Origin of the sequence: Pseudomonas sp. UV AK001 (assembly GCF_046097675.1) — a bacterium.
GTDB lineage: Bacteria > Pseudomonadota > Gammaproteobacteria > Pseudomonadales > Pseudomonadaceae > Aquipseudomonas > Aquipseudomonas kribbensis.
In genome coordinates, this window is the sequence record NZ_JBJUVZ010000003.1 from 16,599 (window position 1) to 41,984 (window position 25,386).

Genomic DNA, 25,386 nt, shown 5'->3' on the forward strand with positions numbered 1-25,386 from the left:
GTGAAAATGTCCAGGTCGGCGCAGGCGCTCAACTGTCGAACGCATTCTGCAACCAGTTCAGCTGACCCTGGTGACTGTCGATGGCCACCACGTCGAAGCGGCAGGGGGAATTGGCCCAACGCGACTCGCGCTGAAGAAAATACTGTGCGGCGAAAATCAGTTTCTGCCGTTTGCGCCCGTCGATACTGTCAAGCGCTCCACCCCATTGAGTGTTCTTTCGGTAACGTACTTCGACGAATACTACTGTATCGCCATCAAGCATGACCAGATCAAGCTCGCCGCGTTTACATAACCAGTTCTGCGCCAGCAGGCGCAGACCCTGGTGTTGCAGATGCTCGAGCGCCTGGCGCTCGGCATCCTTGCCGCTTTGCAGGTGTGACCTGTCGGGCATCAGCGCGGGGTGTCCGGCAGGCGCTGGATCTGGCCGCTGACAAACTGGGCCCATGGCAGCTGACGTACGACGCGTTGGCTCTGGGTCATGCCCAGGCTGCCCGACAGGCCGTCGATGCGGCTGTCCGGCAGGGTCTTGAGCTGGCTCAGGCGTGGTGCCAGGCGGTAGGCGTCAACACCCATCGCGTACAGACGGCCGAGGCTGCCGGCAGCCTGTGGCCATTGTGCGGTGACCTGTTTGCGCAGCGGGTCGTTGGCATCCAGCAGCCATGGGGTTTCGCAGAAGCGCACACCGTTCATGTCGTTGTACTGGTTGACGTCGCCGCTGGCGCTGAACACGTGGGAGGTCGCGTAGACCGGCACGTCGCCGGCGTACTGGAAGTTCAGGGTCGGCTTGATCTGTTGGGCCTGTTGCGGAGTCGCGGCGAGGAAAATGAACTCGATGTCCTGGCGACGCGAAGGCTGGGCGGCGACGTTGGTGCCGGCAGCATTCTGCAGGCTCTTGGCGCGGGCTTCGCTCTGGCGCAACTGGAACATGTCGGCGATCTGCTGGGCCAGTTGCACGGGCTGATCGACGCGCTCGGTGGCGACAATGCTGCCGCCGTTGGCTTGCCAGTCCTGGCTGAAGGCGCGCAGGACGCGGTCACCCCATTCGCCTTTCGGCACCATGATCGCAGCGCGGTGCAGGCCGTCGGCACGGGCGCGGCGGGACACTTCGCGGGCTTCGTCTTCAGCGGCGAGGCCGAACTGGAACAGTTGCGCCGGGCCCTGGTCGCCTTCGCTGTAGTTCAGCGCCAGCGTGGTGATCGGCAGTTGCGGGCGGGTGCTCAGCTGTTTGACCAGTGGTTTTTCCAGTGGGCCGACAACCAGTTGCACGCCGTCGGCCTGGGCCTTGCGGTAGAACTCGTCCATGCTGGTCAGGTGCGAGCTGTCGTAGAACACGATGGCCGGTGGTTTCTGACCGGCTTGCTGGGCCTGGTAGTGCGCGGCCATGAAGCCGTCACGCAGGGCCTTGCCGACCGAGGCCAACTGGCCGTCCTGTGGCAGCAGCAGAGCGATTTTGCTCAGAGGCTGGCTGGCCAGTTCCTTGAGTTTGGTCAGAGGCAGCGGCAGGTTGATCGCGGCCGGGTGTTTCGGGTGCTGCGAGCGCCAGTCGTCGATGGCAGTCTGTTGCTGTTCCAGGGTGCCGGCGGTTTTCACGGCCAGGGCCAGGCTCATCCAGCCTGCGAGGTCGTCGGTCCCGTTGGGTTGCAGTTGATCGGTCGGCAGCGAGGCAATCAGGGTCCAGATCGCTTCGTGGTTCTTGCTGGCGGCTTCGCCTTCCAGCATCGGTGCGATGAAGATGCGCTCGCGAGCGGCAGCCAGCGTCTGGCCATCGGCTTCAAGGGCACGGGCGTGAACGGTGCCGGCGCGAACCTGCAGCGGAATCGACATTTCGCTCAGGCGCTGCAGGCTTGGATGATTCAAGGCTGCCAGCGCGGCTTTCGGCTGGTTGCGGGTCATCGCCAGCTCGGCAGACAAGGTGCTGGCGAATGCCTGCTGGCCTGGCTGGAGTTGTTCCATCGGTACTTGTTGCAGGATTTGCGCGGACTGACCGGGATTGCCCTGGCGATAAGCCATGTCCGCCGCGCTCAGGCGCAGCAGTGCAGCCTTGTCCGGCGATTTGGCCTGGGCGGCCTGTTCGAGCAGTTGCTCGATGCTGGCATCCGGAGTCCGTGGAAGTTCGCCAAGGCTGGAGGAAGGGGAGCTGGCGCAAGCCGCCAGCAAGGCAGCGAGGCAGAGGGCAGTGAACAGCCGCAGGCAAGCGATCATGTAAGTGTTCCTGATACTCGATCAAATTAGCGTCGAATTGTACCCAAGCGCTGGCCGGGGCGCGATGTTACTGGTGTGAAACCGTCAATTTAGCTGATGTAAATGTTGCGCGACCGCACAATGGTGCGACAAACCGTGTCTGCCGCGAGCGCATCGCCGGGCGCGTGACGCGCTACAATGGCGGCTTTTACCGATCATGAGGTGTGCGCTTTGACTGCTCCAGGTGCTTTGAATTCCGCTGCGGGCTCGCTTTATGTGGTGGCGACGCCCATCGGCAACCTGGATGACATCAGCGCCCGGGCGTTGAGGATCCTGCGCGAAGTGGCGCTGATCGCCGCCGAAGACACGCGCCACTCCCAGCGTCTGATGCAGCACTTTGGCATCTCCACGCCGCTGGCGGCCTGCCATGAACACAATGAGCGTGATGAGGGCAGTCGTTTCATTACTCGTCTGCTGGCTGGCGACAACGTTGCGCTGATTTCCGATGCCGGTACGCCGCTGATTTCCGATCCGGGTTATCACCTGGTGCGCCAGGCGCGTGCCGCCGGGATCAATGTGGTGCCGGTGCCAGGTGCCTGTGCATTGATCGCAGCTTTGTCGGCGGCCGGTCTGCCATCCGACCGTTTCATCTTCGAAGGTTTTCTACCGGCCAAGGCGGTGGGGCGCAAGGCGCGTCTGGAAGCCATCAAGGAAGAGCCGCGCACGCTGATTTTCTACGAGGCGCCGCATCGTATTCTCGAATGCCTGCAGGATATGGAAGCCGTGTTCGGCGCTGATCGCCCGGCATTGCTCGCCCGTGAAATCACCAAGACCTTTGAAACCCTCAAGGGCCTGCCACTGGCCGAGTTGCGGGCATTCGTCGAGGCGGACAGCAATCAGCAACGTGGCGAGTGTGTTGTTGTGGTGGCTGGCTGGACTGCGCCGGAATCCGAAGATGCCCTCAGCAGCGAGGCGATGCGCATCCTTAATCTGCTACTGGAAGAGATGCCGCTCAAGCGTGCTGCAGCTTTGGCAGCGCAAATCACCGGTGAGCGCAAAAACGTGCTGTATCAGGTGGCGCTGGATCAGCAAAAAGGCGCGTAACCCGTCGCGCAGACCGGTTTGCGGGCTATTAGCGCTTGTTCTTCGGGCGCTCTGCCGTTAACCTGCGCGGCGGAGAGTCGATCGGACAGTCGCTGCCCTCTATGAAAATTAGGGGGGGGAGGAAAGTCCGGGCTCCATAGGGCGAAGTGCCAGGTAATGCCTGGGAGGCGTGAGCCTACGGAAAGTGCCACAGAAAATAACCGCCTAAGCGCTTCGGCGCCGGTAAGGGTGAAAAGGTGCGGTAAGAGCGCACCGCACGTCTGGCAACAGTTCGTGGCTAGGTAAACCCCACTTGGAGCAAGACCAAATAGGGTCCCAAGGCGTGGCCCGCGCTGGGACCGGGTAGGTTGCTAAAGATGTCCAGTGATGGCCATCGTAGACGAATGACTGTTCAAGACAGAACCCGGCTTACAGATCGACTCTCCACCTTTTTCTTTTCCCTGCTTGAATTAAAGGCGACAGGGCTGTTTATTATCAGCAGGCCTGCTCTGGAAATCCGGCAGCGGCAACCGCAGTAATAGCCATTTCCCACCTTGCTTCAATCAACAGCAGAAGCGCTTTTGTAATACCGAAAAAATCTTACTCTTAACAAATTACTTTAACTTTCGAGCGCAGCTGTCAGTGCTGTCTCAAGTTATTGGATAAAAGCATCCGCCGGATTCTCGTTGCTCCTCCTTTTATGCTCCTAAATCTCCGTTCTGTAAGGGTTTTCCTTTGATCCGCGCCTTGACGGTGTGGTGGGCGCATTCCTATAGTGTGCGCAAGTGGCGGAAAGTGGCATGAAGTGGGTTTTTTGAGCTCAAAACGATAAAAATTGGAGAAACGCAGACGTGTTTCGCGGAGCTAACGCTATCAGTCTCGACGCAAAGGGCCGTCTCGCCATGCCGAGCCGGTACCGTGACGAGCTCGTTTCGCGTAGTTCCGGCCAATTGATCGTGACCATTGATGCCGTTGATCCGTGCCTGTGTGTCTACCCGCTCGATGAGTGGGAAATTATTGAAACCAAGTTGCGCGCGCTTCCTTCGCTCCGCGAAGAGAACCGTCGTCTGCAACGTTTATTGATTGGTAACGCCGTCGACCTCGAACTCGACGGCAGTGGTCGTTTTCTGGTGCCGCCGCGCCTGCGCGAATACGCAAAGCTGGACAAGCGCGCGATGCTGGTCGGTCAACTGAACAAGTTCCAACTGTGGGACGAAGATGCCTGGAACGCGGTTTCTGCCGCTGACCTGGCTGCCATACAACAACCGGGCGCCATGCCTGATGAACTGCGTGATCTGATCCTGTGACTATTGATAGCGGCTTTAACCACATCACCGTACTGCTTGACGAAGCCGTCGAGGCTCTCGCCGTACGTCCTGATGGCTGCTATCTGGACGGCACGTTCGGGCGCGGCGGGCACAGCCGGCTGATCCTCAGCAAGCTCGGGCCTGATGGCCGGCTCATCGGATTCGACAAGGACCCACAAGCGATTGCCACCGGGCAAACGCTAGCGGCCGAAGACGGCCGCTTTGTCGTTGTGCAGCGCAGCTTTGCCGAGCTCGGCTCGGTGGTTGCCGAACGTGGTCTGGCCGGCAAGGTCAGCGGCATTCTGCTCGACCTCGGTGTGTCTTCGCCGCAGCTCGATGATGCCGAGCGTGGCTTCAGTTTCCTCAACGATGGCCCGCTGGACATGCGCATGGACCCGTCCCGTGGCATCAGCGCAGCCGAATTCGTCAACACCGCGCCGGTGGAAGAAATCGCCCGGGTGTTCAAGGAATATGGCGAAGAACGTTTCTCCGGCCGCATGGCCCGTGCCGTGGCCGAGCGCCGCGACATCACGCCGTTCGAGCGCACCGCCGATCTGGCTGAAGTGCTGAAAGTCGCCAACCCGGCGTGGGAAAAGGGCAAGAACCCGGCCACCCGTGCATTCCAGGGCCTGCGCATTCACGTCAACAACGAACTGGGCGATCTGGAAGCGGGCCTTGAAGCCGCGCTCGAATGCCTGGAAGTGGGCGGCCGTCTGGTCGTGATCAGCTTCCACTCGCTGGAAGACCGCATCGTCAAACTGTTCATGCGCAAGCTGGTGAAAGGCGAAGCCGACAACCTGCCGCGCAACCTGCCGGTTCGCCACGTCGCGTTCGAACCGAAAATCAAGATCCATGGCAAAGCGCAGACGGCCTCCGACGCCGAACTCAAAGCCAACCCACGTTCCCGTAGCGCCGTCATGCGCGTCGCGGAGAAGTTGCGGTGAGCAAGCTTTTCGCCAAGCCACTGCCTGGCGGCAGCTTTTTCATGCTGCTGCTGTTCATCGGCGTGCTCGTGTCGGCCATCGGTGTGTCTTACAGCGCCCACTGGAACCGGCAGTTGCTCAATACCCTTTACAACGAACTCAGCGTGCGCGACAAGGCGCAGGCCGAGTGGGGGCGTCTGATCCTGGAACAAAGCACCTGGACCGCCCACAGCCGGATCGAAGTGCTGGCCACCGAACAACTGAAGATGCACATCCCGGGCGCAGCTGACGTGAAGATGGTGGCGCCATGATGAAACTCGAAGGGGCACTCTTCCCGTGGCGCTTCCGTCTGGTCGTCGGTCTGCTCGGCGTGATGGTGGCCGCGATCTGCTGGCGCATCATCGACCTGCAGGTTATCGACCGTGACTTCCTCAAGGGTCAGGGCGATGCGCGAAGCGTTCGTCACATTCCGATCCCGGCACACCGTGGTCTGATCACTGACCGCAATGGCGAGCCTCTGGCCGTGAGTACGCCGGTGACCACCCTGTGGGCCAACGCCAAGGAAATGCAGCTGGCCAAGGAAAAGTGGCCGGCACTCGCTGCTGCCCTGGGCCAGGATCCGAAAGCTCTGGCCGAACGTCTTGAGGCCCAGGCCAACAAAGAATTCATTTATCTGGTGCGCGGGCTGACCCCCGAGCAGGGCCAGGCCGTGCTCGACCTGAAAGTGCCGGGCGTCTACGGCATCGAAGAATTCCGCCGGTTCTATCCGGCCGGTGAAGTCACCGCGCACATGGTCGGGTTCACCGACATTGATGACCACGGTCGTGAAGGTGTCGAACTGGCCTACGACGAGTGGCTGGCCGGCGTACCCGGCAAGCGGCAGGTCATCAAGGATCGGCGCGGTCGGCTGATCAAGGATGTCCAGGTCACCAAGAACGCCAAGGCCGGCAAGCCCTTGGCGTTGTCCATTGACCTGCGTCTGCAATACCTGGCCAACCGCGAGCTGCGCAACGCGATCATCGAGAACGGCGCCAAGGCCGGCAGTCTGGTGATCATGGACGTGAAGACCGGCGAGATCCTCGCCATGGTCAACCAGCCGACCTACAACCCGAACAACCGTCGCAACCTGCAACCGGCGATGATGCGTAACCGCGCGATGATCGACGTGTTCGAACCGGGTTCGACCATGAAAGCGATCTCGATGAGTGCCGCGATCGAGACCGGTCGCTGGAAACCGAGCGACACCGTCGAGGTGTATCCGGGCTCTCTGCAGATCGGCAAATACACCATCAAGGACGTATCGAAGACCGAAGGTCCGGTACTCGATCTGACCGGGATTCTGATCAATTCCAGTAACGTCGGCATGAGTAAGGTCGCGTTCGATATCGGCGGCGAAACCATTTTCCGTCTGGCACAGAAAGTCGGCCTCGGCCAGGACACCGGCCTCGGGTTCCCGGGCGAGCGTGTCGGCAACCTGCCGAACTACCGCGAATGGCGCAAGGCTGAAACCGCAACGCTGTCCTACGGCTACGGTGTTTCGGTGACCGCGATCCAGCTGGTGCACGCGTTCTCGGCGCTGGCCAACAACGGTCGTCTCGCACCGCTGACCCTGATCAAAACCGACAAGGCGCCGCAGACCACTCAGGTGCTGCCGGAAGCCGTGGCGAAAACCATGCAGGGTATGTTGCAGCAGGTGATCGAAGCCCCGCGCGGCGTATTCCGTGCGCAGGTGCCGGCCTATCACGTGGCCGGCAAGTCGGGTACGGCGCGCAAGACCTCGGTGGGCACCAAGGGCTATGCCGAAAACTCCTATCGCTCGCTGTTCGCCGGTTTCGGCCCGATGAGCGATCCGCGTTATGCCATCGTCGTGGTGATCGATGAACCGACCAAGGCCGGTTACTTCGGTGGTCTGGTTTCGGCGCCGGTGTTCAGCCGTGTGATGTCCGGCACCCTGCGCCTGATGAACATCACCCCGGACAACCTGCCGAATACCCAGCAAGCCAATGCCACCCCGGCTGTTCCGCTGAAAGCCAATGGAGGGCGCGGCTGATGTCTCTTAGTCTGAACAAGATTTTCCCCCACGCCGGCCACGATCTGTTGATCCGTGAATTGGCACTCGACAGCCGCAACGTGCGCGCGGGCGACCTGTTCCTCGCGGTGCCGGGCGGCAAGTTCGATGGTCGTGCGCACATTGCCGATGCACTGGCTCGTGGCGCCGCGGCGGTCGCTTACGAAGTGGAAGGCGCCACTGTGCTGCCGATCACTGACGTGCCGTTGATTCCGGTCAAAGGCCTGGCGGCGCAGCTGTCGGATATCGCCGGTCGTTTTTACGGTGAGCCGAGTCATCACCTGAATCTGGTGGGCGTGACCGGTACCAACGGCAAGACCAGCGTGACCCAATTGGTCGCACAGGCCCTGGATCTGCTCGGCCAGCATTGCGGCATCGTCGGCACCCTGGGTTCCGGTTTCTACGGTTCGCTGCAAAGCGGCCTGCACACCACGCCGAATCCGATCGCCATGCAAGCGACCCTGGGCGACCTGAAAAAGGCCGGCGCCAAAGCTGTGGCCATGGAAGTTTCGTCCCACGGTCTGGATCAGGGCCGGGTCACCGCACTGGCGTTCGACGTCGCGGTGATGACCAACCTGTCCCGCGATCACCTCGATTACCACGGCACCATGGAGGCCTACGCCGAAGCGAAGGCCAAGCTGTTTGCCTGGAATGACTTGAAGTGCCGCGTGGTCAATCTGGATGACGATTTCGGCCGGCAACTGGCCGCTGAAAAACGTGAGTCGCGTCTGATCACCTATAGCCTGCTCGACAGCAGCGCCTATCTGTATGTCCGCGAAGCGCAGTTCGACGACCATGGCGTGCGCGCCACGCTGGTCACGCCACAGGGCGAACATCATCTGCGCAGCACATTGCTGGGCCGTTTCAACCTGAGCAACGTACTGGCTGCGGTTGGCGCCTTGCTGGGTCTGGACTACGCCCTCGATGAAATCCTCAAAGTGCTGCCGAAGCTCGAAGGTCCGGCCGGACGCATGCAGCGTCTCGGTGGCGGCACCCAGCCGCTGGTAGTGGTCGATTACGCCCACACGCCGGATGCGCTGGAAAAAGTTCTGACTGCGTTGCGTCCACACGTCAAAGGCCAGTTGCTGTGCCTGTTCGGTTGTGGCGGTGATCGCGATCGCGGCAAGCGTCCGCTGATGGCCGAAGTGGTCGAGCGTCTGGCCGACCGCGTGCTGGTCACCGATGACAATCCGCGTACCGAAGATCCAGCGGTGATTTTCGATGACATCCGCGCCGGTTTCACGGCTGTGGATAACGTCACATTCGTGGCCGGCCGTGGCCAGGCCATCGCACAACTGATCGCCAGCGCCTCGGCGGATGACGTGGTGGTCCTGGCCGGCAAAGGTCACGAGGACTATCAGGAAATCAACGGCGAGCGCCACGCATTTTCTGATCTGGTCGAGGCCGATCATGCCCTGACCGCGTGGGAGGTGGCCCATGCTTAAGGCCCTGAAACTCAGCGAACTGACCAACGCACTCGACGCGCGCTTGATCAGCGCGGACGCCAGCTTCGACGGCGTAAGCATCGACAGCCGCGCCATCAAGGCCGGCCAACTGTTTATCGCCCTGACCGGTCCGCGTTTCGACGGTCATGACTATCTGAATGAAGTCGCCGCCAAAGGCGCCGTTGCTGCATTGGTCGAGCGCGAAGTTGCCGACAGCACGCTGCCGCAATTGCTGGTCAAGGACACCCGCCAGGCCCTCGGCCAGCTGGGTGCGCTGAACCGTGCCGCGTTCACCAAACCGGTCGCGGCCGTGACCGGCTCCAGCGGCAAGACCACGGTCAAGGAAATGCTCGCGAGCATCCTGCGCACACGCGGCTCGGTGCACGCGACCCGTGGCAACCTGAACAACGACCTCGGCGTACCGCTGACCCTGCTCGAACTTGCCCCGGAACACAGCGCGGCGGTGATCGAACTGGGTGCTTCGCGTCTGGGTGAAATCGCCTACACCGTCGGGCTGACCAAGCCGCACGTGGCGATCCTCAACAACGCCGGCACCGCTCACGTTGGCGAGTTCGGCGGGCCGGAGAAAATCGTCGAAGCCAAGGGCGAAATCATCGAAGGGCTGGCGGCCGATGGCATTGCCGTGCTGAATCTCGATGACAAGGCGTTCGGTATCTGGAAAACCCGCGCTGCCGGTCGCAAGGTGCTGACCTTCGCCCTGAGCAACACGCAAGCGGATTTCCACGCCAGCGACCTGGCCACCGATGCCCGTGGCTGCCCGGCGTTCAACCTGCACAGTCCTGAAGGTGTGGAACGGGTTCAACTGAACCTGCTCGGCACTCATAACGTCGCCAATGCCTTGGCCGCCGCCGCTGCCGCTCACGCCCTGGGCGTGTCGCTGTTCGGCATCGCCACCGGGCTTGGCGCGGTACAACCGGTCAAGGGTCGCACCGTCGCGCAACTGGCGAAAAACGGCATGCGCGTGATCGATGACACTTACAACGCGAACCCCACCTCCATGTGCGCGGCCGTTGATATACTCGCCGGCTTTTCCGGCCGCACCGTCCTGGTGCTCGGGGATATCGGCGAGTTGGGCGACTGGGCGGAGCAGGGGCACCGCGACGTGGGCGAATACGCCCGGGGCAAGGTTTCCGCGCTTTACGCCGTCGGGCCGAACATGGTCCACGCCGTGAACGCATTCGGCCAAGAGGCGCATCACTTCGGCACACAGGCCGAACTGATCCAGGCCCTCGGCGCCGAGCAGGACAAAAACACCACCATTTTGATCAAGGGTTCGCGCAGCGCGGCGATGGAAAACATCGTTGCGGCCCTGTGCGGGTCCAGTCTGGAGAAACATTAATGCTGCTGCTGCTAGCGGAGTATCTGCAACAGTTCTACAAAGGCTTCGCGGTCTTCCAGTACCTGACCCTGCGCGGGATCCTCGGTGTGCTGACCGCGCTGGTCCTGTCGCTGTGCTACGGCCCGTGGATGATCCGCACCCTGCAGAACCGTCAGATCGGCCAATCGGTTCGTAACGATGGTCCGCAATCGCACCTGTCCAAATCCGGTACGCCGACCATGGGCGGCGCACTGATCCTGTCGTCCATCGGCGTCAGCACCCTGTTGTGGGCTGACCTGAGCAACCGTTACGTGTGGGTCGTGCTGCTGGTGACCCTGCTGTTCGGCGCCATCGGCTGGGTCGACGACTACCGCAAAGTGATCGAGAAGAACTCCCGTGGTCTGCCAAGTCGCTGGAAATATTTCTGGCAGTCGGTGTTCGGCCTCGGCGCGGCAATCTTCCTTTATATGACTGCCGCCACGCCGGTGGAAACCACCCTGATCCTGCCGATGCTCAAGGACTACAGCATTCCGCTGGGCGCCGGTTTCATCGTGCTGACCTACTTCGTGATCGTCGGCTCGAGCAACGCGGTCAACCTGACCGACGGCCTCGACGGTCTGGCGATCATGCCGACGGTGATGGTCGGCGGTGGCCTGGGCATCTTCTGCTACCTGTCGGGTAACGTGAAATTCGCTGAATACCTGTTGATCCCGTACGTACCGGGCGCGGGCGAGCTGATCGTGTTCTGCGGCGCACTGATCGGTGCCGGCCTGGGCTTCCTGTGGTTCAACACTTACCCGGCGCAAGTCTTCATGGGTGACGTCGGCGCACTGGCGCTGGGCGCTGCCCTGGGCACCATCGCGGTGATCGTTCGTCAGGAAATCGTCCTGTTCATCATGGGCGGCGTGTTCGTGATGGAAACCCTGTCAGTCGTCATTCAGGTGGCTTCCTTTAAGCTGACCGGTCGCCGTGTGTTCCGCATGGCTCCGATACACCACCACTTTGAACTCAAGGGCTGGCCCGAGCCGCGCGTGATCGTCCGTTTCTGGATCATCACCGTGATTCTCGTGCTGATCGGCCTTGCCACCCTGAAGCTGAGGTAGAACGAGTGTCTCTGATCGCTTCTGACCACTTCCGCATCGTTGTCGGCCTCGGCAAGAGCGGCATGTCCCTGGTTCGCTTCCTGGCGAACCGGGGCGTGGCGTTTGCGGTGGCCGATACGCGGGAAAATCCACCGGAACTGGCCACGCTCCAGCGTGACTATCCGCACGTGGAAGTGCGTTGTGGCGAGCTGGACGTCGAGTTCCTCTGCCGTGCCGACGAGCTCTACGTGAGCCCCGGCCTGGCGTTGGCGACCCCGGCCCTGCAAGCCGCCGCAGCCCGTGGCGTGAAGCTGTCCGGCGACATCGAGCTGTTCGCGCGTAACGCGAAGGCGCCGATCGTGGCCATCAGCGGTTCCAACGCGAAAAGCACCGTCACCACCCTGGTCGGCGAGATGGCGGCTGCGGCCGGCAAGCGCGTGGCGGTGGGCGGCAACCTCGGTACGCCGGCGCTGGATCTGCTCAGCGATGACGTCGAGCTGTACGTGATGGAGCTGTCGAGCTTCCAGCTGGAAACCACCGACCAGCTCAACGCCGAAGTGGCGACCGTGCTCAACATCAGCGAAGACCACATGGATCGCTACAGCGGTCTGCCGGCCTATCACCTGGCCAAGCACCGGATCTTCCGTGGCGCGAAACAGTTCGTGGTCAACCGTCAGGATGCGTTGACCCGGCCGCTGATGGGCGAGGGCCAGCCATGCTGGACCTTCGGCCTGACCAAACCCGATTTCAAGGCGTTCGGTCTGCGCGAAGAGAATGGCGAGAAATACCTGGCCTTCGAATTCCAGAACCTGATGCCGGTACGTGAACTGAAGATTCGCGGCGCCCACAACCAGTCCAATGCTCTGGCGGCGCTGGCGCTCGGGCATGCGGTCGGTCTGCCGTTCGACGCCATGCTCGCGGCCCTGCGCAACTTCGCCGGTCTCGAACATCGCTGCCAGTGGGTGCGTGACCTGGAGGGCGTCGGCTACTACAACGATTCCAAAGCCACCAACGTCGGCGCCGCACTGGCTGCCATCGAAGGTCTGGGCGCGGACATCAGCGGCAAGGTCGTGCTGATCGCCGGCGGCGATGGCAAGGGTGCCGAGTTCAAGGACCTGCGTGATCCGGCGGCGGCCCATTGCCGTGCCGTGATCCTGATGGGCCGCGATTCCGACAAGATCGGCGAGGCCATCGGCGATGCCGTGCCGCTGATTCGCGCCACCACACTGATCGACGCCGTCGAGAAATGCCGTGCCGCCGCCCAGCCGGGTGACGTGGTGCTGCTATCGCCGGCCTGCGCCAGTTTCGACATGTTCAAGAATTACGAAGACCGTGGTCACCAGTTCGTCCGCGCCGTGGAGGATCTGGCATGAGCCTGCGAAACATCATCAAGCCGTATCCGTCGCCGATCATCACCGGGCGCGGGATCGACCTCGATTTCCCGATGCTCGCCGGTTGCCTGGCGCTGCTCGGCCTGGGCCTGATCATGATTGCTTCGGCATCCACCGAGGTGGGTGCAGTGCAGTCGGGCAGCGCTCTCTACTACATGACCCGTCACCTGATCTACGTGGTGCTGGGCCTGGGCGCGTGCATCGTCACCATGATGATTCCGATCGCCACCTGGCAACGCCTGGGCTGGATGATGCTGATCGGTGCGTTCGGTCTGCTGGTGATGGTGATCGTCCCGGGGATCGGCCGTGAGGTTAACGGTTCGATGCGCTGGATCGGTTTCAGCTTCTTCAACGTGCAACCGTCCGAGATCGCCAAGGTGTTCGTGGTGATTTACCTCGCCGGTTATCTGGTGCGTCGTCAGAAGGAAGTGCGCGAAAGCTGGATGGGCTTCTTCAAGCCGTTCATCGTGCTGCTGCCGATGGCCGGTCTGTTGCTGATGGAGCCGGACTTCGGCGCAACCGTCGTGATGATGGGCGCTGCGGCGGCGATGCTGTTCCTCGGCGGGGTCGGACTGTTCCGGTTCTCGCTGATGGTGGTGCTGGCGGTGGCGGCGGTGGTGTTGCTGATCCAGATGCAGCCGTACCGGATGGCGCGTCTGACCAACTTCGCCGACCCGTGGGCCGACCAGTTCGGCGCGGGCTATCAATTGTCCCAGGCCTTGATCGCCTTCGGTCGCGGCGAGTGGCTGGGTGTCGGTCTGGGCAACAGCGTGCAGAAGCAGTTCTACCTGCCGGAAGCCCACACCGACTTCGTGTTCTCGGTACTGGCCGAAGAGCTGGGCGCTGTCGGCTCGCTGTGTACCGTGGCGCTGTTCGTGTTCGTGTGTATCCGCGGCATGTACATCGGTCTATGGGCCGAGAAAGCCAAACAGTTTTTTGCCGCTTATGTTGCCTACGGTCTGTCGTTCCTGTGGATCGGTCAGTTCCTGATCAACATCGGCGTGAACGTCGGCCTGCTGCCGACCAAGGGTCTGACCTTGCCGTTCCTCAGTTATGGCGGCAGTTCCCTGGTGATCTGCTGCGCCTGCCTTGGCCTGTTGCTGAGGATCGAGTGGGAGAGCCGGACCCACCTGGGCAGTGAAGAGATGGAATTCCATGAGAGCGACTTCGCCGAGGAGCCGAACCATGGGCGCTAACGTATTGATCATGGCCGGCGGTACCGGCGGCCACGTGTTCCCGGCACTGTCCTGTGCCCGTGAATTCCAGGCGCGGGGCTACACCGTGCACTGGCTCGGCACGCCACGGGGCATTGAAAACGACCTGGTGCCGGCCGCCGGCCTTGAACTGCATCGCATCAACGCCACCGGCCTGCGCGGCAAGGGCAAGCTGTCGCTGCTCAAGGCACCGTTCATGCTGCTGAAGTCGGTGTGGCAGGCGCGGGCGATCATTCGCCGCCTGCGTCCGGTGTGCGTGGTCGGTTTCGGTGGTTATGTGACCGGTCCTGGTGGCATTGCCGCCAAACTGGCCGGTGTGCCGGTGATCGTTCACGAACAGAACGCCGTGGCCGGCACCGCCAATCGGTTGCTGGTGCCGTTCGCCGCCCGGGTGTGTGAAGCATTCCCCGACACCTTTACCCTGTCGGACAGCCGCCGTACCACCGGCAACCCGGTGCGCAGCGAGCTGTTCCTCGAAACACCGCGTGCGGCACTGGCCGGACGCAAGGCGCGTTTGCTGATCCTGGGCGGAAGCCTGGGCGCAGAACCGTTGAACAAGTTGCTGCCTGAAGCCTTGTCGCAAGTCGCTGCCGATTTGCGCCCGGAAGTGTTTCATCAGGCCGGCAAAAATCACGATGAAGTGACTGCAGAGCGCTACCGCGCCGCCGGCGTGGACGCGCAGGTGCAGCCCTTCATCAAGGACATGGCTCAGGCCTATGGCTGGGCTGACATCGTGGTGTGCCGTGCCGGCGCATTGACCGTCAGCGAGCTGGCCGCCGCCGGTCTGCCGTCGATGCTGGTGCCCTTGCCCCATGCGATCGACGATCACCAGACCCGCAACGCCGATTATCTGGCCCGCGAAGGCGCTGCCTTCCTGATGCCGCAAAGAACGACTGGTGCCGCGGACCTTGCCGCGCGCCTGACAGAGGTCTTGATGCAACCGCAACGACTCGAAGAAATGGCCCGAGCGGCCCGCCGTCTGGCAAAACCCGAAGCCACCCGCAGCGTGGTCGATACCTGTCTGGAGGTGGCCCATGGTTGAGAATCAGAAAGCCATGCCGCAACCGGAAATGCGCCGCATCCGTCGCATCCACTTCGTCGGGATCGGCGGCGTGGGCATGTGCGGTATCGCTGAAGTGCTGCTGAACCTGGGTTACGCCGTGTCCGGCTCCGACCTCAAGGCTTCGCCGGTCACCGAGCGTCTGGAATCCTTCGGTGCGCAGATCTTCATCGGCCACCGTGCCGAGAACGCCGCTGCCGCCGACGTGCTGGTGGTGTCGAGTGCCGTGAACACTTCCAACCCGGAAGTCGCGACTGCGCTGGAACGCCGTATTCCGGTGGTGCCGCGTGCCGAGATGCTTGCCGAGCTGATGCGCTACCGCCACGGCATCGCCGTCGCCGGTACTCACGGCAAGACCACCACCACCAGCCTGATCGCTTCGGTGTTCGCCGCCGGTGGCCTGGACCCGACGTTCGTCATCGGTGGCCGTCTGAATGCCGCGGGCACCAATGCCCAGCTCGGCACCAGCCGCTACCTGATCGCCGAGGCCGACGAGAGCGACGCCAGCTTCCTGCACCTGCAACCGCTGGTGGCTGTGGTGACCAACATCGACGCCGACCACATGGCGACCTACGACGGCGACTTCAACAAACTGAAGAAAACCTTCGTCGAGTTCCTGCACAACCTGCCGTTCTACGGTCTGGCGGTGATGTGCCTGGACGATCCGGTGGTGCGTGAAATCCTGCCGCTGGTGAAGCGTCCGACCGTGACCTACGGCTTCAGCGAAGACGCCGACGTGCGCGCCATCAATGTGCGCCAGCAGGGCATGCAGACCTTCTTCACCGTGCTGCGCCCTGATCGCGAGCCGCTGGATGTGTCCGTGAACATGCCGGGCAACCACAACGTGCTCAACTCGCTGGCGACCATCTGTATCGCTACCGACGAAGGTGTCAGCGATGAAGCCATCGTCCAGGGTCTTTCCGGATTCCAGGGCGTCGGCCGACGCTTCCAGGTCTACGGCGAACTGCCGGTGGACGGCGGCAACGTGATGCTGGTCGACGACTACGGTCACCACCCGACCGAAGTCGCGGCCGTGATCAAGGCTGTGCGCGGTGGCTGGCCAGAGCGCCGTCTGGTGATGGTCTACCAGCCGCACCGCTACAGCCGCACCCGTGACCTGTACGACGACTTCGTCAATGTACTGGCCGACGCCAACGTGCTGCTGCTGATGGAAGTCTATCCGGCCGGCGAAGAGCCGATCCCGGGTGCCGACAGCCGCAAGCTGTGCAACAGCATCCGTCAGCGCGGTCAGCTGGACCCGATCTACATCGAGCGCGGTGTCGACCTGGCGCCGCTGGTCAAGCCGCTGCTGCGTGCCGGCGACATTCTGCTGTGCCAGGGCGCCGGTGATATCGGCGGTCTCGCACCGAAACTGTTGAAAAGCGAGTTGTTCGCCGGTGCCGTGGCCGCACCGGTCGAGGGGAAGTTGAAATGACTGCTGCCTACGCCAACCTGTTCTCCACCATTGCCCCGAAAGACTTCGGCCGTGTCGCCGTGCTGTTCGGCGGCCTGAGTGCCGAACGTGAAGTCTCGCTGAAGTCCGGCAACGCCGTGCTCTCTGCGCTGCAAAGCGCCGGTGTGGACGCGTTCGGGATCGATGTGGGCGCCGATATTCTGCAGCGTCTGCTGAGCGAGAAGATCGACCGCGCGTTCATCATCCTCCACGGTCGTGGCGGTGAAGACGGCAGCATGCAGGGCCTGCTCGAAGTGGCCGGCATTCCGTACACCGGCAGCGGCATCCTGGCTTCCGCGCTGGCCATGGACAAACTGCGTACCAAGCAGGTCTGGCACACGCTGGGGATTCCGACGCCGCGTCACGCCGTGCTGCGCAGCGAGGCCGATTGTATTTCGGCAGCGACGGAACTGGGCTTCCCTTTGATCGTCAAACCGGCGCATGAAGGTTCAAGTATCGGGATGGCCAAAGTGAGTTCTGCGTCCGAGTTGATCGACGCATGGAAAGCGGCCAGTACCTACGATTCGCAAGTGTTGGTCGAGCAATGGATCCACGGTCCGGAGTTCACCATCGCCACCCTGCGTGACCAGGTGTTGCCTCCTATCGCCCTGGGTACGCCACACACGTTCTACGACTACGACGCCAAGTACATCGCCAACGATACCCAGTATCGGATTCCGTGCGGGCTCGATGCCGCCAAGGAAAAAGAACTCATGGACCTCACGGCGCGAGCCTGCGAGGCGCTGGGTATCGCCGGTTGGGGCCGGGCGGACGTGATGCAGGACGCTGACGGCAAATTCTGGTTCCTGGAAGTCAACACGGCTCCCGGCATGACCGACCACAGCCTGGTACCGATGGCGGCGAAAGCGGCCGGTCTGGATTTCCAGCAACTGGTCCTGGCCATCCTGGCCGCCAGTGTCGATGCCGATGGCCATAAAGAGGCGCGAGGTTAAGACCATGCAAGGCGCACAGCTCAGACATCAGCCACCCGCTCCCGGCCGCAAGCCGGTGCCGCGGGGTGCCAGCCGAATGGTGGCCAAAGAGCCGATGTCCGCGCGCCTGCCGAAAGCCAATTTCGGCTTTCTGAAAAGCCTGTTCTGGCCGGTGCTGCTGGTGGCGCTCGGGTTCGGTACCTACGAAGGTGCGCAGCGTCTGTTGCCATACGCCGACCGGCCGATCACCAAGATCGCGGTGCAGGGCGACCTGAGCTACATCAGTCAGCAGGCGGTGCAGCAGCGAATCGCCCCGTACGTGGCGTCGAGCTTCTTCACCATCGACCTGGCCAGCATGCGCTCGGAACTGGAACAGATGCCGTGGATCGCCCACGCCGAAGTCCGTCGCGTGTGGCCGGACCAGGTGGTGATCCGCCTCGAAGAGCAACTGCCCGTAGCCCGTTGGGGCGACGAGTCGTTGCTCAACAACCAGGGTCAGGCGTTCACGCCCAAGGAACTGGCGAACTACGAACACCTGCCACAGCTGTTCGGTCCGCAGCGGGCCCAGCAGCAGGTGATGCAGCAATACCAGGTACTGAGCCAGATGCTCCGGCCGTTGGGCTTCTCGATCGCGCGCCTGGAACTGCGTGAACGTGGCAGCTGGTTCCTGACCACCGGTGCCGGCAGTTCCGGCCCCGGCATCGAGTTGCTGCTGGGACGCGGCAACCTGGTGGAAAAGATGCGCCGCTTCATTGCCATCTACGACAAGACGCTTAAAGACCAGATTACGAACATTGCGCGTATCGATCTGCGCTACGCCAACGGCCTCGCTGTTGGCTGGCGGGAACCAGTAGCGCCGACGACAGCCCAACCCGCTGTCGCAAAGAATTAAGAAGAGGCAGGACCCATGGCAAACGTGCAAAGCGGCAAAATGATCGTCGGTCTCGATATCGGCACCTCCAAGGTGGTGGCGCTGGTCGGCGAGGTTGCGGACGATGGCACGCTCGATATCGTCGGGATCGGTACCCATCCGTCCCGCGGCCTGAAGAAAGGCGTGGTGGTGAACATCGAGTCCACCGTGCAATCGATCCAGCGCGCGATCGAAGAAGCCCAGTTGATGGCGGGCTGCCGCATTCACTCGGCGTTCGTCGGCGTGGCGGGCAATCACATCCGCAGCCTGAACTCCCACGGCATCGTGGCGATCCGCGACCGCGAAGTCAGCTCGGCTGACCTGGAGCGCGTACTCGACGCCGCCCAGGCCGTGGCGATTCCGGCTGACCAGCGCGTGCTGCACACCTTGCCGCAGGACTACGTGATCGATAACCAGGAAGGCGTGCGCGAGCCGCTGGGCATGTCCGGCGTGCGTCTGGAAGCCAAGGTTCACGTGGTCACCTGCGCCGTCAACGCCGCACAGAACATTGAAAAGTGCGTGCGTCGCTGCGGTCTGGAAATCGACGACATCATTCTCGAGCAACTGGCCTCGGCCTACTCGGTCCTGACCGACGACGAAAAAGAACTGGGCGTGTGCCTGGTCGACATCGGCGGCGGCACCACCGACATCGCGATCTTCACCGAAGGCGCGATCCGTCACACGGCCGTGATCCCGATTGCCGGCGATCAGGTGACCAACGACATCGCCATGGCGTTGCGCACCCCGACCCAGTACGCCGAAGAGATCAAGATCCGCTACGCCTGCGCCCTGGCCAAACTGGCCGGTGCCGGCGAGACCATCAAGGTGCCGAGCGTCGGCGACCGTCCGCCGCGCGAACTGTCCCGTCAGGCCCTGGCCGAAGTGGTCGAGCCGCGTTACGACGAACTGTTCACCCTGATCCAGGCCGAGCTGCGTCGCAGCGGCTACGAAGACCTGATCCCGGCCGGCATCGTGCTGACCGGCGGTACGTCGAAGATGGAAGGCGCCACCGAACTGGCCGAGGAAATCTTCCACATGCCGGTACGCCTCGGTGTGCCGCACGGCGTGAAGGGCCTGGATGACGTGGTGCGCAACCCAATCTATTCCACTGGCGTGGGCTTGTTGATGTACGGCCTGCAGAAGCAGTCCGACGGGATCTCGTTCTCGGGCATCGGCAGCCGCGACAGCTACAGCAACGACGAGCCACAGGCACCGTTGCTGGACCGTTTGAAGAAGTGGGTTCAAGGCAACTTCTAAAGCTTTACCGCAACACCGCAACAAAATGCAGTAGGCGAAAAAACTAGAGAATGTAAGGAGAGGGAAAATGTTCGAACTCGTAGACAACATCCCCGCAAGCCCGGTAATCAAAGTTATCGGTGTTGGCGGTGGCGGCGGCAACGCTGTCAACCACATGGTCAAGAGCAACATCGAAGGCGTCGAATTCATCTGCGCCAACACCGATGCTCAAGCGCTGAAAAACATCGGCGCGCGCACCATTCTGCAACTGGGCACCGGCGTGACCAAAGGCCTGGGCGCCGGCGCCAACCCGGAAGTCGGCCGTCAGGCTGCGCTGGAAGATCGCGAGCGCATCGCTGAAGTGCTGGCCGGCACCAACATGGTGTTCATCACCACCGGCATGGGCGGCGGTACCGGTACCGGTGCAGCGCCGATCATCGCTGAAGTGGCCAAGGAAATGGGCATCCTGACCGTTGCGGTCGTGACCCGTCCGTTCCCGTTCGAAGGCCGCAAGCGTATGCAGATCGCCGACGAAGGCATCCGCATGCTCTCCGAAAGCGTCGACTCGTTGATCACCATTCCCAACGAGAAGCTGCTGACCATCCTTGGCAAAGACGCAAGCCTGCTGTCGGCTTTCGCCAAGGCTGACGATGTACTGGCCGGTGCCGTTCGCGGTATCTCCGACATCATCAAGCGTCCGGGCATGATCAACGTCGACTTCGCCGACGTACGCACCGTGATGAGCGAAATGGGCATGGCGATGATGGGCACTGGCTGCGCCAGCGGTCCGAACCGTGCACGTGAAGCCACCGAAGCGGCCATCCGCAACCCGCTGCTGGAAGACGTGAACCTGCAAGGCGCACGCGGCATCCTGGTGAACATCACTGCCGGTCCTGACCTGTCCCTGGGTGAGTACTCCGACGTGGGTTCGATCATCGAAGCCTTCGCTTCCGAGCACGCAATGGTCAAGGTCGGTACCGTTATCGATCCGGACATGCGCGACGAGCTGCACGTGACCGTGGTTGCCACCGGTCTGGGCGCGAAAATCGAGAAGCCTGTGAAGGTCATCGACAACACCGTTCACACCACCATGGCTTCCGCTCCGGTGCAACAACAGGCCCCTGCGCGTCAGGAACAACCTGCTGTGAACTACCGTGACCTGGACCGTCCGACCGTCATGCGCAACCAGGCTCAGGCCGGTGCTGCGACTGCTGCGAAGATGAATCCGCAAGATGACTTGGACTACCTGGACATCCCGGCTTTCCTGCGTCGTCAGGCTGATTGATGGAATGTATCAGGGCTATGAAGGTGATTGGTGTTCAGCAAAGGCTCGGTCTGCTATTATCGCCAGCCTTTGTTGATACCAGTTCGCAATTTGCGCTGAAGCGGCCCAAGCCATGATTAAACAACGCACACTGAAAAATATTATCCGTGCCACAGGTGTAGGCCTGCACTCCGGGGAGAAGGTCTACCTGACCCTCAAGCCTGCGCCTGTCGACACTGGCATTGTGTTTTGTCGCGCTGACCTCGACCCTGTGGTGCAGATTCCTGCCCGCGCGGAAAACGTCGGTGAAACCACTATGTCGACGACGCTGATTAACGGCGACGTCAAAGTGGACACGGTAGAGCACTTGCTCTCGGCCATGGCTGGCCTGGGCATCGATAACGCCTACGTCGAGCTCTCCGCGTCCGAAGTCCCGATCATGGACGGTAGCGCAGGACCTTTCGTATTCCTGATTCAATCGGCAGGCCTGGAAGAACAGGACGCCGCCAAGAAATTCATCCGCATCCTGCGTGAAGTGACAGTGGAAGACGGCGACAAGCGCGCCACTTTCGTCCCTTTCGACGGATTCAAGGTGAGCTTCGAGATCGATTTCGATCACCCGGTATTCCGGGACCGCACCCAAAGTGCAAGCGTGGATTTTTCCAGCACTTCGTTCGTAAAAGAAGTCAGCCGCGCCCGTACTTTCGGTTTCATGAGTGACATCGAGTACCTGCGCAAGCACAACCTCGCACTCGGCGGCAGCGTTGAAAACGCAATCGTGGTCGATGCCGATGGCGTACTGAACGAAGACGGCCTTCGCTATGAAGACGAATTCGTGAAGCACAAGATCCTCGATGCAATTGGCGACCTGTACCTGCTGGGCAACAGCCTGATTGGTGAGTTCAAGGGCTTCAAGTCCGGCCACGCACTGAACAACCAGCTTCTGCGCAAACTGATTGAGCAGAAAGATGCCTGGGAAGTCGTGACGTTCGAAGACGCCAGCACTGCACCGATCTCTTACATGCGCCCGGTTGCGGCAGTGTAAGTAAAAAACCTCTCTAGTTTTTTGAAGGCCACCTTTGGGTGGCCTTTTTTTATGCCTGTGTTCAGGACGCCAGCACCACCCGGTTCCGGCCACCTTCCTTGGCCTGATACAGCGCCCGGTCCGCCGCGAACAGCAGTTGTTCCAGACTGATTTCGCTCGCCACCGTCCAGGTGCTGATACCGATGCTCACCGTCATCGGCATTTCATCGCCCGCCATCCGCGGCAATTGCTCGACGGCGGCCCGCACATGCTCGGCTATCTGTTGTGCACCGACGCTATCGGTTTCGGCTAGGACCACCGAGAACTCTTCACCGCCATAACGCGCCACCAGATCCGCCGGACGTCGCACATTGGCGGTAATGACCCTGGCCAGTTCACGCAGCGCCTGATCCCCGGCCTGATGGCCATGCCGGTCGTTGAAGGCCTTGAAGTGATCAGCGTCGATCATCAGCAACGAAAGCGATTTGCCCGAGCGTTGGGCGCGAAACCACTCGTGCCGCAACGACTGATCAAGCATGCGCCGGTTGGCGACACCGGTCAGGGCATCGGTGGCGGCCAGTTGCGCCAGCTCATGTTCGGCGCGCTGGCGCAGACGCAGCTCCCGGGCCAGCAGCCAGGTCAGCCACAGCAGGCCGAGGCAAAGCACGCCGGTGGCACCGCTGATCAGAATCGCTGTGCGTTTCCATGCACCGAACACTTCATCGCTGGACAAAGCCACGATCACCGTCAACGGCAGGTTACCGACCTGGGAGTAGGTGTACAGTCGTTGCTGGTGATCCATGCTCGAAATGCTGTTGAAACTGCCATTGCCGCTACGGTCGCGCAGAATCCGCACGACATTGGGGCGGTTGGCGAAACTCTTGCCGATCGAATCGCTCTGCAGATAAGGCTTCTGGGCCAACAGGATGCCGTCGTTGTTGATGATGTTCAGCGTGCTGTCGACGCCGATGTCGAGGCTGTTGAACAACTGGTCGAAGTAATCGAGCTTCATTGACGCCACCGCTACGCCCAGGAACTCACCGGTGTCCGAGGAAATGCGCCGGCTGAAACTGATGCGCCACTGGTTGGCGTCGTCGCAATCGCAACGGGGTTTGAACGGGCGGCTGATGAACATGCCGGCGTCGCGATTGAAGGCGTGGGCGAGGAAATAGTCGCGGTCGGCGAAATTGCCCGGCAGCGGTTCGACCCGCGAGGAATCGGCGATGACCTCGCCGTGTTTGTCGAGCAGCAGGATGTCGCCCTTGAAGCGCGCGGTGGTGGAGCGGTCGAACAGCGCCAGGTGACGGATCTGCGGCGATACGTTTTTCAGGTCGTCGCGCTGGGCGGCGGCAATCAGGCCTTGCAGGGTCAGGTCATACAGTTCGACGGTGCGCAGCACATCGGCGTCGATCAGTTGGGCGATGGTCGTGGCGCTGCGGGTGGCCGATTCCTGAGCATTGGCGTGCTCGCGAATCAGCAGAAAAGTGACGATGCACACAATCGCGATGACGCTCAGCAGACTGCCGAGAATCAGCAGCAGTTCGGGACGTCCGGTCTTGCCCGCAGCGGGTGGGGTACGGCTCGCGATCATGGTTGGGTTTATCGGTTGAAGAGTCTTATAAGCGTAGTTGTACAAACGTCGCAGCCGCACACGCAAGAAAAAGGCCAGCGCATAAGGCTGGCCTTTCAACTGTAGCGCCGATCTTAGAAGACGTTGATCGGGTAGTCGATGATCACACGGTATTCATCTGTGTCAGTGTCCAGCGCGCCGTAACCGTTGCCGCCACGGTTGGTGGCCCATTGCAGACGTACCGCCAGGTCTTTGGCCTGGCCGCTCTGCACCACGTACTTGAGGTCGATGTCGCGTTCCCAGTGCTTGGCGTTGCGGCCTTCGGCGCTGTACCACGAGGCGTAGCCCTTGCTGTCCGGGTCGACCTTGGTCAGGTCCAGCGTGCCGCGCGAGTAGGACACGGCCGAAGTCAGGCCCGGCAGGCCGATGCCTGCGAAGTCGTAGGCGTACTTGAGTTTCCACGAACGCTCGTTCGGGCCGTTGAAGTCCGAGTATTGCTGGGAGTTGTCGAGGTAGATGCTGTCGCCCTGGCTGATGTAGTCGAACGGCGTGTTGCCGTTGACCCGCTGGTACGCGGCGGTGACGCTGTGGCTGCCGATGCCGACGGTGAAATGCAGGCTGTAGGTGTTGTTGTCGATGTTGCCCAGCAGCGCCTCGCCGGTGTCCTGGGTGTGATAGAAGTGCAGGCCCGGGTTGAGGGTCACCAGATCGTTCAGCGCCCAGGTGTAGTCGAGGTCGTAGTAGTACTGGTTCCAGATGTCCTTCAGCTCGGCGGCGTACAGGTTGCTGGTCAGGCCTTCGACGCCGCTCCAGGACACACCGGCCCAGTTCAGGTGCTGGCTCTTGTCGCCGTCGGCGAGGGTGCCGTACGAGGTGCCGATGCGTTTGTGGCCGCTCTGGTTGTACGGCTTGGTGAAGCTCGCCTGGCCGCCTTCGATCATCCAGCCGTCGAAGCTGTGGTTGGTCAGGCTGACGCCACGGAAGGTCTGCGGCAGCATGCGGCTCTCACCGCCAGCGATCACCGGATTGGTGAGGAACAGGTCGCCGGCTTTCAGCTCGGTATCGAACGCACGCATTTTCAGGGTGCCGCCCGCCGTGGAGAACGAGCCCGGCGCTTTGCCGTTGCCATCGCTGACCGGCAGGATGCTGGAGTTGTCCGTGCCGCCACCACCGTCGAGTTTCAGCCCGAGCATGGCGTGGGCATCGATGCCGAAACCGACCGTGCCTTCGGTGTAACCCGACTGGAATTTGCCGAGGAAACCCTGGCCCCACTCGATGTTGTCGTCCGCTTTCTGCAAGCGGTTGCGATTCATGTAGTAGTTGCGGGCGTTGAGGTTGAGGCTCGAACCTTCGACGAAACCTTCTTTCTCGGGTTCGGCGGCGTGGGCGGTGGGGGCAATCGTTGCGGCGATTGCAATGAACAGCGGGGTAAAGCGGACTGGGTAACGCACTTGCGGTAAAGCTCCTTGGGTCAACTGACACTTCAATGTCTTGAGGTGCGGGATGTTTCTAATTGTAAGAGACGAACCGGGCCGCTTTCACACCACAACGAAAAAAGGCCACTGAAAATCAGTGGCCTGGAAGGACGACGGTTGAACGGGAAGAGCCAAACAACCGCGTCGAGGGAAACGTTGCGCGGTGCGTGACTCAGCTGTCTTTCTCGGCTGCCTGAGCCTGGGAAGTTGCGGCCTGAGGGGCTTGCGTGGCGTCTTGAGCCTTGGCCATCACTTCTGCCTGATGCTGTTCGAATGCGTGAGCGCGAGCGGCATTCTGCGCTACGAACGACTGCGATTCTTCAGCCATCGCCATCGGCGACAGGATCAATGAGGACAAAACGAAAGCGCTGGCAATACCCATACTGTTGGACATCTTGAAAACCTTCTTGCTTGGCAAGTGCTGTTTGG

At 61.8% G+C, this 25,386-nt stretch carries 22 protein-coding genes and 1 other RNA gene; 18 read left to right on the top strand and 5 right to left on the bottom strand.

Features of this window, described 5'->3' with window-relative positions:
* Positions 1–28: 28 nt before the first annotated feature.
* Both ACKLNA_RS11115 and ACKLNA_RS11120 read right to left on the bottom strand, forming a co-directional pair.
* Complete coding sequence (locus ACKLNA_RS11115) at positions 29–391, bottom strand: YraN family protein (protein WP_007956783.1); 363 nt, start codon at positions 389–391, stop codon at positions 29–31.
* A complete protein-coding gene (locus tag ACKLNA_RS11120) occupies positions 391–2,202 on the bottom strand; it encodes a penicillin-binding protein activator (RefSeq protein ID WP_408985883.1) in 1,812 nt (603 codons plus the stop codon). Before ACKLNA_RS11120 ends, ACKLNA_RS11115 begins: the two co-directional genes overlap by 1 nt.
* Before the next feature lie 177 nt (positions 2,203–2,379).
* Between ACKLNA_RS11120 and rsmI the strand changes: the two genes are divergently transcribed.
* The 18 genes from rsmI to lpxC all read left to right on the top strand — a co-directional run bounded on the left by rsmI (position 2,380) and on the right by lpxC (position 21,933).
* The gene (rsmI, locus tag ACKLNA_RS11125; protein ID WP_408985884.1) at positions 2,380–3,285 is read left to right on the top strand and encodes a 16S rRNA (cytidine(1402)-2'-O)-methyltransferase; all 906 of its coding nucleotides are present in this window, start codon (positions 2,380–2,382) and stop codon (positions 3,283–3,285) included.
* Positions 3,286–3,358: 73 nt separating this feature from the next.
* Positions 3,359–3,712: RNase P RNA component class A (rnpB, locus tag ACKLNA_RS11130), an RNA gene on the top strand.
* Between the two features lie 403 nt (positions 3,713–4,115).
* On the top strand, positions 4,116–4,571 hold the full coding sequence (mraZ, locus tag ACKLNA_RS11135; protein ID WP_003205355.1) for a division/cell wall cluster transcriptional repressor MraZ: 456 nt from the start codon (positions 4,116–4,118) through the stop codon (positions 4,569–4,571).
* Positions 4,568–5,515, top strand: coding sequence for a 16S rRNA (cytosine(1402)-N(4))-methyltransferase RsmH (rsmH, locus tag ACKLNA_RS11140; protein ID WP_408985885.1), 948 nt, complete (start codon positions 4,568–4,570; stop codon positions 5,513–5,515). The genes mraZ and rsmH overlap by 4 nt, the downstream gene beginning before the upstream one ends.
* Positions 5,512–5,805, top strand: a complete 294-nt coding sequence (gene ftsL, locus ACKLNA_RS11145; protein WP_007956777.1) for a cell division protein FtsL — start codon at positions 5,512–5,514, stop codon at positions 5,803–5,805. Before rsmH ends, ftsL begins: the two co-directional genes overlap by 4 nt.
* On the top strand, positions 5,805–7,544 hold the full coding sequence (locus tag ACKLNA_RS11150) for a penicillin-binding protein 2 (protein WP_170929662.1): 1,740 nt from the start codon (positions 5,805–5,807) through the stop codon (positions 7,542–7,544). The genes ftsL and ACKLNA_RS11150 overlap by 1 nt, the downstream gene beginning before the upstream one ends.
* On the top strand, positions 7,544–9,007 hold the full coding sequence (locus ACKLNA_RS11155) for a UDP-N-acetylmuramoyl-L-alanyl-D-glutamate--2,6-diaminopimelate ligase (protein ID WP_085709348.1): 1,464 nt from the start codon (positions 7,544–7,546) through the stop codon (positions 9,005–9,007). The genes ACKLNA_RS11150 and ACKLNA_RS11155 overlap by 1 nt, the downstream gene beginning before the upstream one ends.
* A complete protein-coding gene (gene murF, locus ACKLNA_RS11160; RefSeq protein ID WP_408985886.1) occupies positions 9,000–10,367 on the top strand; it encodes a UDP-N-acetylmuramoyl-tripeptide--D-alanyl-D-alanine ligase in 1,368 nt (455 codons plus the stop codon). The genes ACKLNA_RS11155 and murF overlap by 8 nt, the downstream gene beginning before the upstream one ends.
* Entirely contained in the window at positions 10,367–11,449 is a 1,083-nt protein-coding gene (mraY, locus tag ACKLNA_RS11165; RefSeq protein WP_015096766.1) for a phospho-N-acetylmuramoyl-pentapeptide-transferase, read from the top strand. The genes murF and mraY overlap by 1 nt, the downstream gene beginning before the upstream one ends.
* Positions 11,450–11,454: 5 nt before the next feature.
* Complete coding sequence (gene murD / locus ACKLNA_RS11170) at positions 11,455–12,801, top strand: UDP-N-acetylmuramoyl-L-alanine--D-glutamate ligase (RefSeq protein ID WP_408985887.1); 1,347 nt, start codon at positions 11,455–11,457, stop codon at positions 12,799–12,801.
* On the top strand, positions 12,798–14,015 hold the full coding sequence (ftsW, locus tag ACKLNA_RS11175; protein ID WP_085709351.1) for a putative lipid II flippase FtsW: 1,218 nt from the start codon (positions 12,798–12,800) through the stop codon (positions 14,013–14,015). The genes murD and ftsW overlap by 4 nt, the downstream gene beginning before the upstream one ends.
* Positions 14,005–15,075: an undecaprenyldiphospho-muramoylpentapeptide beta-N-acetylglucosaminyltransferase gene (murG, locus tag ACKLNA_RS11180; protein ID WP_085709352.1), complete on the top strand. Its 1,071-nt coding sequence runs from the start codon at positions 14,005–14,007 to the stop codon at positions 15,073–15,075. The genes ftsW and murG overlap by 11 nt, the downstream gene beginning before the upstream one ends.
* Entirely contained in the window at positions 15,068–16,528 is a 1,461-nt protein-coding gene (gene murC / locus ACKLNA_RS11185; protein ID WP_085709353.1) for a UDP-N-acetylmuramate--L-alanine ligase, read from the top strand. Before murG ends, murC begins: the two co-directional genes overlap by 8 nt.
* On the top strand, positions 16,525–17,499 hold the full coding sequence (locus ACKLNA_RS11190; protein WP_192552343.1) for a D-alanine--D-alanine ligase: 975 nt from the start codon (positions 16,525–16,527) through the stop codon (positions 17,497–17,499). Before murC ends, ACKLNA_RS11190 begins: the two co-directional genes overlap by 4 nt.
* 4 nt (positions 17,500–17,503) lie before the next feature.
* Positions 17,504–18,370, top strand: a complete 867-nt coding sequence (locus tag ACKLNA_RS11195) for a cell division protein FtsQ/DivIB (RefSeq protein WP_085709355.1) — start codon at positions 17,504–17,506, stop codon at positions 18,368–18,370.
* Between the two features lie 15 nt (positions 18,371–18,385).
* Positions 18,386–19,645, top strand: a complete 1,260-nt coding sequence (gene ftsA, locus ACKLNA_RS11200) for a cell division protein FtsA (protein WP_065261511.1) — start codon at positions 18,386–18,388, stop codon at positions 19,643–19,645.
* Between the two features lie 67 nt (positions 19,646–19,712).
* Entirely contained in the window at positions 19,713–20,909 is a 1,197-nt protein-coding gene (gene ftsZ / locus ACKLNA_RS11205; RefSeq protein WP_085709356.1) for a cell division protein FtsZ, read from the top strand.
* 112 nt (positions 20,910–21,021) lie between these two features.
* Positions 21,022–21,933 carry a UDP-3-O-acyl-N-acetylglucosamine deacetylase gene (gene lpxC / locus ACKLNA_RS11210; RefSeq protein WP_065261513.1) on the top strand — a complete coding sequence of 304 codons (912 nt, stop codon included), beginning with the start codon at positions 21,022–21,024 and terminating at the stop codon, positions 21,931–21,933.
* Positions 21,934–21,994: 61 nt separating this feature from the next.
* On the opposite strand, the gene ACKLNA_RS11215 is transcribed toward lpxC, so the two are convergent.
* The 3 genes from ACKLNA_RS11215 to ACKLNA_RS11225 form a co-directional block, all read right to left on the bottom strand.
* Positions 21,995–23,503 (bottom strand): sensor domain-containing diguanylate cyclase, encoded by a 1,509-nt coding sequence (locus ACKLNA_RS11215; protein WP_408985888.1) that lies wholly within the window; start codon positions 23,501–23,503, stop codon positions 21,995–21,997.
* 113 nt (positions 23,504–23,616) lie between these two features.
* Positions 23,617–24,933 (bottom strand): OprD family porin, encoded by a 1,317-nt coding sequence (locus ACKLNA_RS11220; RefSeq protein ID WP_408985889.1) that lies wholly within the window; start codon positions 24,931–24,933, stop codon positions 23,617–23,619.
* 196 nt (positions 24,934–25,129) lie between these two features.
* Complete coding sequence (locus ACKLNA_RS11225; protein ID WP_085709734.1) at positions 25,130–25,351, bottom strand: hypothetical protein; 222 nt, start codon at positions 25,349–25,351, stop codon at positions 25,130–25,132.
* Between the last annotated feature and the right edge of the window lie 35 nt (positions 25,352–25,386).